This window comes from uncultured Kiloniella sp., from assembly GCF_937128705.1.
Taxonomy (GTDB): domain Bacteria; phylum Pseudomonadota; class Alphaproteobacteria; order Kiloniellales; family Kiloniellaceae; genus Kiloniella.
The window spans coordinates 26,783-37,835 of the sequence record NZ_CAKZMP010000001.1 but is presented as its reverse complement, the minus strand read 5'-3'; the positions used below and the strand labels follow the sequence as shown (position 1 = coordinate 37,835).

At 46.1% G+C, this 11,053-nt stretch carries 13 protein-coding genes and 1 pseudogene; 8 read left to right on the top strand and 6 right to left on the bottom strand.

The features are described 5' to 3' along the window. From Q0241_RS00195 to Q0241_RS00185, 3 genes and pseudogenes are all read left to right on the top strand, one after another. Positions 1–314, top strand: a pseudogene (locus Q0241_RS00195) (acetyl-CoA C-acetyltransferase); the annotation flags it as partial. Positions 315–508: 194 nt separating this feature from the next. Then, positions 509–1,234: an acetoacetyl-CoA reductase gene (gene phbB, locus Q0241_RS00190; protein ID WP_299371193.1), complete on the top strand. Its 726-nt coding sequence runs from the start codon at positions 509–511 to the stop codon at positions 1,232–1,234. Between the two features lie 177 nt (positions 1,235–1,411). Next, the gene (locus tag Q0241_RS00185; RefSeq protein WP_299371190.1) at positions 1,412–2,095 is read left to right on the top strand and encodes an HAD-IA family hydrolase; all 684 of its coding nucleotides are present in this window, start codon (positions 1,412–1,414) and stop codon (positions 2,093–2,095) included. 30 nt (positions 2,096–2,125) lie between these two features. Here the strand turns inward: Q0241_RS00185 and Q0241_RS00180 are convergent, their stop codons facing one another. The 3 genes from Q0241_RS00180 to gloB are packed head-to-tail and all read right to left on the bottom strand — an operon-like array spanning position 2,126 to position 4,001. Next, complete coding sequence (locus Q0241_RS00180) at positions 2,126–2,554, bottom strand: cupin domain-containing protein (protein ID WP_299371187.1); 429 nt, start codon at positions 2,552–2,554, stop codon at positions 2,126–2,128. Positions 2,555–2,558: 4 nt separating this feature from the next. Continuing rightward, positions 2,559–3,176 carry a glutathione S-transferase N-terminal domain-containing protein gene (locus tag Q0241_RS00175; RefSeq protein ID WP_299371184.1) on the bottom strand — a complete coding sequence of 206 codons (618 nt, stop codon included), beginning with the start codon at positions 3,174–3,176 and terminating at the stop codon, positions 2,559–2,561. Between the two features lie 60 nt (positions 3,177–3,236). Continuing rightward, complete coding sequence (gene gloB / locus Q0241_RS00170) at positions 3,237–4,001, bottom strand: hydroxyacylglutathione hydrolase (protein WP_299371181.1); 765 nt, start codon at positions 3,999–4,001, stop codon at positions 3,237–3,239. Positions 4,002–4,182: 181 nt separating this feature from the next. Here gloB and Q0241_RS00165 point away from each other — a divergent pair, with 181 nt between their 5' ends. From Q0241_RS00165 to Q0241_RS00150, 4 genes are all read left to right on the top strand, one after another. After that, positions 4,183–4,953: a methyltransferase domain-containing protein gene (locus tag Q0241_RS00165; protein WP_299371178.1), complete on the top strand. Its 771-nt coding sequence runs from the start codon at positions 4,183–4,185 to the stop codon at positions 4,951–4,953. A gap of 318 nt (positions 4,954–5,271) precedes the next feature. Then, a complete protein-coding gene (locus Q0241_RS00160; protein ID WP_299371175.1) occupies positions 5,272–6,117 on the top strand; it encodes a chorismate mutase in 846 nt (281 codons plus the stop codon). 52 nt (positions 6,118–6,169) lie between these two features. Next, the gene (gene hisC, locus Q0241_RS00155; RefSeq protein WP_299371172.1) at positions 6,170–7,252 is read left to right on the top strand and encodes a histidinol-phosphate transaminase; all 1,083 of its coding nucleotides are present in this window, start codon (positions 6,170–6,172) and stop codon (positions 7,250–7,252) included. Further along, complete coding sequence (locus Q0241_RS00150) at positions 7,245–8,177, top strand: prephenate/arogenate dehydrogenase family protein (RefSeq protein WP_299371169.1); 933 nt, start codon at positions 7,245–7,247, stop codon at positions 8,175–8,177. Before hisC ends, Q0241_RS00150 begins: the two co-directional genes overlap by 8 nt. Before the next feature lie 47 nt (positions 8,178–8,224). On the opposite strand, the gene Q0241_RS00145 is transcribed toward Q0241_RS00150, so the two are convergent. Beyond that, a complete protein-coding gene (locus Q0241_RS00145; RefSeq protein WP_299371166.1) occupies positions 8,225–9,286 on the bottom strand; it encodes a DUF2125 domain-containing protein in 1,062 nt (353 codons plus the stop codon). Positions 9,287–9,410: 124 nt separating this feature from the next. Between Q0241_RS00145 and Q0241_RS00140 the strand changes: the two genes are divergently transcribed. Further along, a complete protein-coding gene (locus tag Q0241_RS00140) occupies positions 9,411–10,001 on the top strand; it encodes a gamma-glutamylcyclotransferase (RefSeq protein ID WP_299371163.1) in 591 nt (196 codons plus the stop codon). 119 nt (positions 10,002–10,120) lie between these two features. Here Q0241_RS00140 and Q0241_RS00135 read toward each other — a convergent pair whose 3' ends face one another. Next, complete coding sequence (locus tag Q0241_RS00135; protein ID WP_299371160.1) at positions 10,121–10,327, bottom strand: hypothetical protein; 207 nt, start codon at positions 10,325–10,327, stop codon at positions 10,121–10,123. Continuing rightward, the gene (locus Q0241_RS00130; protein ID WP_299371157.1) at positions 10,328–10,978 is read right to left on the bottom strand and encodes a 1-acyl-sn-glycerol-3-phosphate acyltransferase; all 651 of its coding nucleotides are present in this window, start codon (positions 10,976–10,978) and stop codon (positions 10,328–10,330) included. Between the last annotated feature and the right edge of the window lie 75 nt (positions 10,979–11,053).

Here is an 11,053-nt window from a genome sequence, read left to right as displayed (position 1 = left end):
GGACTGGTCCTATTCCGGCCAGCCGTAAGGCATTAGAAAAAGCCGGGTGGACGATTGACGATGTCGAGTTGGTTGAAGCCAACGAAGCATTTGCTGCGCAAGCCATCGCTGTTAACCGGGAACTTGGCTGGAATGAGGATATTGTGAACGTAAACGGTGGTGCAATTGCTCTGGGACACCCAATTGGGGCTTCAGGTGCGCGTGTCCTTGTGACGCTGCTTCATGAAATGCAGAGACGTGACGTCAAAAAAGGGTTAGCGACCCTTTGTATCGGCGGCGGACAGGGAATTGCTCTCTGTGTTGAGCGCGATTAAGAAAATCAGGGAGACTGTTGATGAAACAAAAAATAAAAATATCATCGACAGCAACTCTTTGTGGAAGGGCTGCCTTTGTTTCTTGGGGCGGCCTTTTTTTGTGGAGGCCTCGCGATTTTGTCCAAAGATCCTGGGTTAAGTTACAGAAATTTAGGGCTCTGCCCTGAGACAGCAAATAACGAAGGGAAATAAAAATGTCTCGTGTTGCTCTTGTGACCGGAGGTACCAGAGGAATTGGTGCGGCCATTTCGATCGCCTTGAAAAAGGCCGGGTATAATGTTGCGTCTAGTTATGCTGGAAATGACGAAGCTGCGCAAAAGTTCCGGGATGAAAATAAAATCGCGGTTTTCAAATGGGACGTAGGTGACTTTGATGCCTGCCAGGAAGGCATCGCCCAAGTGGAAAAAGAATTGGGGGCGATAGATGTTCTCGTGAATAATGCGGGTATTACACGGGATACAACTCTGCATAAAATGGACCAGGCCAAGTGGCAGGCCGTAATGGATACCAATCTCACGTCCCTGTTCAATATGACACGCGGTGTTATTGATGGTATGCGGGAACGCAAGTATGGGCGTGTGATCAGTATTTCATCAATCAATGGTCAAAAGGGACAGTTTGGCCAGGCAAACTACGCCGCAGCGAAAGCGGGTGTCATCGGGTTTACCAAATCTGTAGCCCAAGAAAATGCAAATAAAGGCATCACAGCCAATGTCGTGGCGCCGGGGTATATCGGCACGGAAATGGTGCGGGCTGTTCCCGAGGAAATCCTCAATAGCAAGATTATATCTCAGATACCTGTCGGGCGCTTGGGGGAACCGGAAGAAGTGGCCGATTGCGTCGTCTTTTTGGCGTCCGAAAAATCAGGCTTTGTGACGGGTTCTACCCTGAGTGTGAATGGTGGCCAGTATATGGACTAAGCGTGATTGAAACGCGATTTGTTAACAAAGCCAAGAATGCTTGGTTTATGATTAAAGCCCTGTTACCTCAGCCCTCTACTGAGATAACGGGGTTTTCTTTTATCTGTCTTGATTACGCCATAAACCACAGGTAATTCTCTGAAATATCAGAACGTTATTGGAAGCGATAAGAGATCTATGACGATTTTTCCCGAACTTATTATTTTCGATTGTGATGGTGTCTTGGTTGATAGCGAAGCACTCGCGGCCCGAATTGTGTCCCAGACGCTGGCGGACTACAACATTGTGTTAAACCCGCAAGAGGTCGCCAATCAATTTGCGGGATATACCGATGAGGCTATCAGGGATCATTTCAACAAGATCTCAGATGCAAAGTTGCCAGAAGACTTTGCACAGATTGTTGAGCGTGCCACGATTGATCAGATGGCAGGTGAGCTTGAAAGACTTCCCTTTATCAAGGAAACACTTTCTACACTTGAATACCCCTTTTGCGTAGCTTCAAACAGCCGAACCGATCGTTTAGATAGTGCGCTCGTTAAAACAGGCCTGGGGGACTTCTTTCCCAAAGAAAGACGGTTTAGTTCTTCTATGGTCAAACACCCCAAGCCTGCACCCGATTTACATCTGATGGCCTGTGAGATGATGAAGGTGAAGCCAGAGCAGGCTCTGATTATTGAAGATACTGTGGCTGGTGCTACTGGCGGCAAGAATGCGGGTATTGCTGTTTTTGGCTTTGTTGGTGCAGAGCATATTGTGGACAAAAAAGGTCAGGGGCAAAAGCTTATAGAAGCTGGCGCCTATGCCGTCTTTGACGATATGCGCCAGCTTTCAATGATGCTAAAGGACTATGTCGCTGCGTAAAAGTATGTGCTTGGATTAACTAGATCAGAGCTATTCCCCCGGTGTCCAATCGGGGGGAGCCAACTCAAACCCATCAAATTCAAAAGCTGGGGCGACGGTACAGCCCACAAGGACCCAACCCTGCTCTGCACTGGCTGCTTGCCAGTGGTCTTTAGGAATGATGTGTTGTGGTGTTTGTCCTGCAATAACATCGGGCCCTAAAGTAACGGTCGTTTCAGTTTTCTCGTCATGAGACTTCAAAGTAAGGGCGCTACCCGCGTACCAATGCCACATTTCGACAGCATCTACTTTGTGCCAATGAGAACTTTGACCCTTTTCCAATAAGAAGAAAATTGCTGTTTGGTCACCTCTGCCGCCATCAGAAGGCTGGTGGCGATAGGTTTCTTTGTACCACCCCCCTTCCGGGTGAGGTTGAAGATCGAGATGTTTGATTATCTCTTGTGCAGAGTAGCTGTTCATATCTTTATGAGCCTGTCGGCGGAGATGTTTTTACAAAGGAAGGTCGCTCTGAAATTTGCTTGAACCAGCCAGAGAGATTTGGGTGGCTTGCACGCCAGTCTTCATCTGCATATCTGAAATCAAGATAAGCCAGTGCACAGGCGAGACTTATTTCTGCGAGGCCAAAATCTTCGCCAAGAGTTTTGTCTATAATGGCTTGTTCAAATACATCCAATGTTGTGTCGATTTTGAATTTTTGGGCTTCGTGCACAGAATCAAGTTGATGTTCGCTTGGGCGTTGACGGCGTTCCATTGTTCTCAAGAGGCTGGCATCCATAATGCCATCTGCTAGAGCATGGAAATTCAGGGCTTTCCAGCGAGCATCGCCCGATGATGGAATAAGTGTAGGAGATTGGTTCAGGCTTTCCAGGTATTCACAGATCAGGGGTGAATCGCATAGGATTGTTCCTTCACGTGTTTCAAGCGCGGGAACCTTCCCCAAGGGATTTTTTTGCCAGATTTCTGATTCTTTAGTGAAGGTTCCCATGGGGACGAGATTGATTTCACTCTCCAATCCTTTTTCCATGGCGAGCATAAGCACTTTGCGGACATAGGGGGAGGTGGGGGAAAAACATAAATACATTGATGGCTCCGGTATTAAGAACGTTACTAATAAATGCCTAATGGCGTTTTATGAGGGAGGTTAAAAGTTGTCTTTGCGTTTACGAATTTCTTTAAATACATCTGCATCTGTCGCGGAAAGCATGTTCAGAGTTTCTCTAATTCCGGCATCGTTCGGCCGTAGAAAAGGGTTGGTTTTTAACTCTTCACTTAACAAGCTAGGTACTGTTGGCTGGTCATCTTTTCGCAGACTCTTGATCTTTTCAACTCTCTTTTTAAGGTCTGAGTTATCTGGATCAACTGTAAGAGAGAATTCTGCATTTGAAAGGGTGTATTCATGCGCCGAATAGATAAGTGTCTGCTCAGGAAGAGGGAGATATTGCTGGAGAGATTGCCACATCATTTCCGGCGTACCTTCGAATAAGCGCCCGCACCCCAATGAAAACAGGCTGTCACCGGGAAACAGAATATCTTCATTCTCAAACCAATAAGCAATGTGTCCTAGAGTATGGCCTGGAACATAAAATACTTTTGCCGTTTTTGATCCAAACTGAATGCTATCCCCACCATCAACCATAAAATCCATGCCATCAATGCGGTGGTGATCCCTTTGAGGGCCGGTGACCTTTGCGTTGGTTTTGTGTTTGATATCTGCCAGACCGCCAATGTGGTCATCATGATGATGGGTCAGGATGATATCTGTGATCGTCCAGCCAAGTTCATCTGCTTTTTCAAGGATTACGTCTGAAACGCCAGGGTCTATGACGGCAACGGCGCCTGTGTCTGTATCTTTAATTAGGTAACTGTAGTTATCGCTCAGTATAGGGATCTGTCTGACATCAAGCATATTTATTTCCCAATTGGAGGTACTTAAAGGTATAAAATGTAAAAGCGTTTTTGGCTTTTCATTTGTTAAGGTGATCTTAGCGACCTATGTTTTAAAGATCGACGATCAAATTTTTTTTTGATTATAATTTTCGCTGCTGGTTTATGGCGACACAAATATCTAGTGAGAAGCAGAGAAAAGAATGTGGACTGACGTTGTTGATCTTCAGGGATTCTACGGCACCCGTCTGGGGGGAACCGCCGCGCACGTCATCCGTGGGAGTATTCGCGAACACTGGAGAAATTTAAAGGGTAAATCTGTTTTAGGGCTTGGATATACCACGCCGTATCTCACACAATTCGAAGATGAAGCCGATCGTGTACTGGCTTTTATGCCTGCATCGCAAGGTGTTTGTCACTGGCCCCGCGGGGGACCTGGGAAAACATCTCTGGTCGATGAAACAAAGTTGCCTCTACCAGATTATTCTATTGATAGAGTCCTATTGGTTCATGGTCTGGAAAGCAGTGAATATCTACGGGATATGTTGCGAGAAATATGGCGCGTCCTGACCAGTGACGGTCGATTGCTTATTGTTGCCCCGAACCGACGGGGTATCTGGGCACGGGTAGATAAAACTCCCTTTGGCTGGGGGCATCCCTTTAGCCGATCACAGATCTCGCAGCTTTTGAATGATGCGTTGTTTGTGCCGATAACGACCAATCGATCCCTTTATGTACCACCCAGCCAACGGCTGACCTTTTTGCAATCGGCACCGGCATGGGAGCGAATGGGCAAAAGATTTTTTCCAACGTTTGCAGGTGTTTTAACTGTCGAGGCTGGTAAGCAGTTATATGCTCCTGGAACACCAAAAAAGGTTCAGAGTATACGTCGACCAAGCCTGGTGGGCGCCCCACAAGCCTATCAAAATACATCAAAAATCTATCATATTTCGAAGCCATCAAAGTATTCCTGATTGTAATCTTGATCCGAATTAAGTCCAAAATTTGTCCCTTGGGTTGTTTGGAGACGGCAGTTATTAGAGTGTGCGTGAGGTAAGTTAACTTATGTGAGAAAAGAATTTATTGCTGGTTTGCCCTTATTCGGAATCGTTTATCTAGTTACGGTCATTTGTTCGCGAAACCCGACGTACTGAGGCATCTTGTGAGCTGTCAGGTATTTGAAGTTAATTAAGCTGTCTGTCTTACTCTATACATGAATCTTTCCTTTTACTTTTCGCCCCCTCTATGTCTATCTCTTCTCTGGAATAGAGAATCACAGGCCTTTAAAAATTATGTCTGAAAAAGATAAATTTTCTTCTTTGCGAAGCCAGATTGATGAAATCGACAATCAAATCCATGACCTTTTGATGAAAAGGGCGGATGTTGTCCAATCAATCGTGAAAGAAAAAGGGCAATCTTCTACAAGTCTTGATGCTGGTAGAGAAGCAGAGGTGTTGCGCTACCTTATTAAACGGCATGACGGTATCCTGCCTAAATCAGCGATCGTTCGTCTGTGGAGAGAGATCTTTGCAAGTACACTGCAGCTGGAAAACAGGTTTTCCGTATCTGTATGTGTCCCTGAAGGCGACAATACTTACTACGATCTGTCTCGGGAACATTTTGGCATGGAGACGCCGATTTCTAGCCGTCAGACAGTGATGAGTGTTTTGCGTGAAGTCACGGATGGCGCGGCAACTGCGGTTGTTCTTCCTCTACCTCAGGCCGGTGAAGGTAATCCTTGGTGGCTTTCTCTTGCTCAGGGAGAAGGTGCAACAAACGCCAGAATTATAGCGCGCTTACCTTTTTATCAGATGTCCAACACTGATGGCCCCGAAGCGGTTATCGTTGGATTGGGTGCTCAGGAAAAAACAGGCCATGATCGCAGTTATATTGTGGTTGAATCTGCCGAGCCTTTGTCTCGTACAACTCTGACGAATCTGTTGGAAAAATCAGACTTGAAACCCGTTAATATTCAAATCCACACGCCTGATCCGTCTGTATGGTTACAGTTGATCGAAGTGGATAATTATGTGGCGCCAGGTGATGAGCGCCTGGCCAAACTAGCCGAATTGTCAGATCAAAGGATTACACATGCCTGGACAATCGGTGGTTATGCGGTTCCATTAACGGACGCATAATTTCATCGGCACGTTGCCGATAACTATTCAGTAAAATAAGAGAGTTTTTACAATGGCTTTAAAACCGCAACCCGGAATTATGGATGTATCCCCTTATGTTGGTGGAGAATCTAAAGTTGAAGGTGTCGATCGGATTTGCCGCTTGGCTTCGAATGAAAACCCATTAGGTGCTTCAGACGCGGTTAAAAAAGCTTATCTAGCGATCGCAGAGGACCTTCATCGATATCCGGACGGCGGCTCTTATTTACTGAGAACAGGTATCGCGGAAGCAGAAAATCTGGATGCAGACCGGATTGTGTGTGGGGCTGGTTCTGATGAACTATTAGGCCTTTTGATTAACGCGTACGTTGGCGTTGAAGACGAGGTTGTTTATAACGAACACGGCTTTTTGATGTATCCGATTGGTACCAAGATTGCTGGCGGAGTACCTGTGAAAGCCCGGGAAAAAGATCTGCGTATTGACGTTGATACCATGTTGGCAGCGGTAACAGATAAAACGCGTATCATGTTTTTGGCTAATCCGAACAATCCAACCGGAAGCTATGTATCGGAAACAGAGCTGAGAAGGTTGCGCACAGAGTTACGTGATGATGTGCTTTTGGTTATTGATGCTGCCTATTGTGAGTATGTGGATAATGCGGACTATATAAGTGGCGCGACCTTAGTCGAAGAAAATGACAATGTGGTTATGACACGGACATTTTCTAAGATACACGGTCTTGCGTCGCTTCGCTTGGGATGGGCCTATTGTTCAGCAGAGGTCGCTGACGTTCTCAACCGTGTTCGCGGTCCGTTTAATGTCAGCTTGGCTGCGCAGGCGGCGGGTGTTGCTGCAATCAAAGATAAAGAACACATTACCCGGTCAAAAGAACTTAATAGTCGTCTGCTTAACTGGTTCCGCCAACAGGTGTCTGAACTTGGTTTGGAAACGCATGATTCTGTCGGTAACTTTGTTCTGGTGAACTTTGGTTCCGGTGAACGCGCAGCAGCAGCTCTGACATTCCTGAAAAACAAAGGTGTTCTGGTGCGTGGTATGTCTGCCTATGGATTGGCAGAACATATTCGTATTTCAATCGGAACCGAAGATGAGATGAGGGTGGTGGTCGATAGTCTCACCGCATTTATCAATGACTGAAAAAAAAGACCCACTTTTTAATAAAATCGCTTTGGTTGGAATTGGGCTGATTGGCTCGTCTCTGGCCCTTGCAACGCGTAAAAATGGTTTGGCAAAAGAAATTGTTGCCTGTGCTCGCAGCCAGGGCACCCGCGATACAGCCATGAGATTAGGTTTGGTTGATTCAATCTATGAAACGCCTGCCGAAGCTGTGGTTGATGCTGATCTGGTGATCCTTTGCACGCCGGTTAGCACTTATGATGATTTAGCCTGCGCAATGGCGCCGTCTTTGAAGGAAGGCGCTATTGTTACAGATGTCGGATCTGTCAAAGAATCGGTAATTCGGGATGTGGGGCCGCATCTACCTGATGGCGTACACTTTGTTCCGGGGCACCCGATTGCAGGTACAGAACATTCAGGTCCAGAGGCAGGCTTTGCAGAATTGTTTGAAGGGCGTTGGTGTATTTTAACACCTGTTCCCGGTACCAACAGCAAAACGCTTGATCTTATCACGGATTACTGGGCTTCCTTGGGCAGTATGGTTGAAATCATGACGGCTCACCATCATGATAAAGTTTTGGCGATTACATCTCATTTGCCTCACTTGATCGCATATACAATCGTGGGGACAGCAACAGACCTAGAGGAAACTCAACAGGCCGATGTTGTGAAGTTCTCAGCGGGTGGTTTTCGTGATTTCACACGAATTGCAGCCTCTGACCCCATTATGTGGCGTGATGTGTTCTTGAACAATCGCGAAGCCGTTTTGGAAATGCTGCAAAGATTTTCCGAAGACTTGTCCGTGCTTCAAAGAGCGGTAAGGTGGGGCGAAGGCGATGTTCTGGAAGATCGCTTCCGGAAAACCCGGGATATTCGCCGCGGTATTGTGGATGCGCATCAGGCGGGTACGTTTGATGCTCGAGAACCAGATAGCACTCAGGATTAATTGTAAAAAGCTCACTTCTTCGGAAGTGAGCTTTTTTATTGATACTGTTACTTTGCGATGGGCGGTAGCTTAAGTAGCGTAACCGGGCCAATAGAGAGCCATCCGTCTTTCATAATAAGTGGGACTTCTATTTCATGGCGTCCGCGCTCGTTTGTCTTTCCCAAGGCAGCCAAGGATAACTTTATGCCAAAGCTTTGTCCTTTGTTTATAAGGCCGGTCTTTTCTAGCTTTTTAACAACGGCTCCAGCTCCTTCAATTCTGCTGTCTAGGTTCCCCGAAGGCCTGAGCAAATTGTCCACGGCTATTTTGCCCCTGGCATCCAGTAGTAGTGGGCCCCAGCGTAAGCTCATATCGTGTAGAGATAGAAAACCACCTGTATCCCGCCAGATATGAAGGGCTTTCTTAAGCTTGGCTTTTGGGACTGTACCATATAACGTACCGTCCAGATTTAGCTGAGATATCGGACCCTTTAGAGGTGTCTTATCCAATTCAGGGTGATTTATATCCTGCGCTTTAATGAGGATATTGAACTCTTGAAGCGGGTTTTTGGCCGATGCTGATTTCAGAGGGCCAAGAGTTGTATCCAGTGTTGTTATTGTAAGGGGATGATGGCTCTCACGGGTTACGACGAGTTTGTCGGCCTGAAGCCGAGCATTGAGTAACTCACCTTCAAGGGTTAGCTGTGCGGTGGATTTTGCCAACTCGCTTTCGATTGTTATCGGGGGATGGTTATTGGGAAGACCGCCAATAAAATGTTCTGCACTCAGATCTACGATCATGCTGAGTGGCGACCAAGGTGTTGCTTCAGCGCTTAGGTGAGGTGTCTGCCAGTACCATCCCTTGGGGGATTTAATGCGAGGTTCTTTGAGGTCTGCCCGAACTAAAAAGGGGAACCCACTTATGGATAGCGGACCATGAGAAATTTCAAACCCTCGGGATCGTTGTTTTTCGCTCCATCTGTTCAGGCTTGTTTCCATTTGGCTTGCGGCCCAAAACCAAAAAGCAATAGAGAATGAGATGAAGAGTATGCATAGTGTCAGGCCGGATATGACCAACTTCTTTGCAATGCCAGACGATTGATTGACGTTTTTGTCCGCATCTACAGACATTTTATATCGCCCCTTGGTTTCTATGGAACTAAATCATTTTAATTGAGGGCGTTGCTTTTCGTTTTGCAAAGCAATCGTTACACTCATCTTTTCTTAGCCATAGACGATTCGGAGAACCAGAGCAATGTCGACCCCTGAATTAAGGGCCTTTTATGATTCGAAATTACCGCTCGAAGAGGGCCAGGATTTTTGGGTATTTGGCTATGGTTCTTTAATGTGGAACCCTGGTTTCCCCCATGTTGAGGTCCAACCTGCCGTGTTGGATGGCTTTCATCGACATTTTTGTATCTATTCTTTCTTTTACCGTGGAACGCCTGAATGCCCGGGGCTTGTTCTTGGGTTGGACCAAGGTGGTTCCTGTGTTGGAATGGCTTATAAGGTTCCTGCGGCAGAACGCGCTGTGGTGATGGATTATCTTTTTGAGCGAGAAATGATTTCTGGCGTATACCACCCGGGTTGGTACGATATCTCGCTGAAGTCAGGTGAGAAAGTTATAGCTGCAACTTTTGTGGCGGATACGAAGCACAATCAATATGCAGGTCGCTTAAATAATCAGGAACTGATTTCACATATTCTTCAAGGCGTGGGCAGTAGCGGTCAATGCTTTGAATATCTCGACAACACTGTGTCACATCTCAAGGCACTGAATATTGATGATCCGGGTCTGGAAGAACTTCTCGATAACGTAGTTGAGGCTCAAAAGCATCTTCCCTGATCTGAGTCCTGATTAGAGGTGAGTTCTTTCCGAGAGAAAGCCTTGGTCCACAAGTCCAATCTTATGCTCTGTTTCCGATAAATATATCTTTGGTATTCTCTGGAGTGATTTGCCTAATTTTATTTATCTGGGATGCTTTGTGTTATGTATTGAATCAAGGCGTCAAAGTCGGTCAAAAGCCAAAATAAGCCGAGAACGATAATTCCCCCTAGGGGCATTATGTACCAAGGATGATTGAAGGGGACATTCTCGCCACAGGCATAACAGATATCTTCGTCGATGCCGATTTCTGTTGAACACTTTGGACATTTACGGGGCTTAGACATTTATGCCTCTTTTTTCTGCTCAGCTTCATTCATAAGACGATTACTGGCATTTTCTATGCTGTCTTGCATTGTTTTCATGAACACTTTTCTGTCGAGGCCGGCAGGGATAACAGGTAGATATTCAAGTATAATATTACCGGGTTTCTTAACGAAAGCATCTTTGCCCCAGAACAGACCAGAATTAACAGCCGCTGGACAAACGGGCACATTTAACCCGCTATAGAGCGCAACGATTCCTGTTTGGTAGTTTGGTTCCTGATAGGGAGTAGCTCTTGTTCCCTCGGGGAAGATAATGACTGGGCGACCGTTGTCTAACGGTTCTTTTGCCTCTTTGATCATTTGCCGAAGAGCTTTCATCCCTGCTTTGCGGTTAATGGCAACCACACCACTTTTCCAAAGATACCACCCGAAAAAGGGTATCATCAAAAGTTCTTTTTTTAGGATGAAACAGGGATTGTTTGAAAAAGCCATCAAAGCGATAGTTTCCCAAGCAGATTGATGTTTGCTGACCAATAGAAATCCCCCCTCTTTGGGGATATTTTCTTGCCCACGAATTTCATAGGTCGTGCCGCATATGACTTTGAGAAGCCAAAAAATTACCCGTGCCCAATAGTGCCCGGCGTGTAGCATAAAGCGCTGAGGGAATACCATGAGTATAAGGCATGGGGTGAAAAAAATTGCACACCAAATTAAATAGCAAATATTGAACGTCAGGGATCTTAAAAA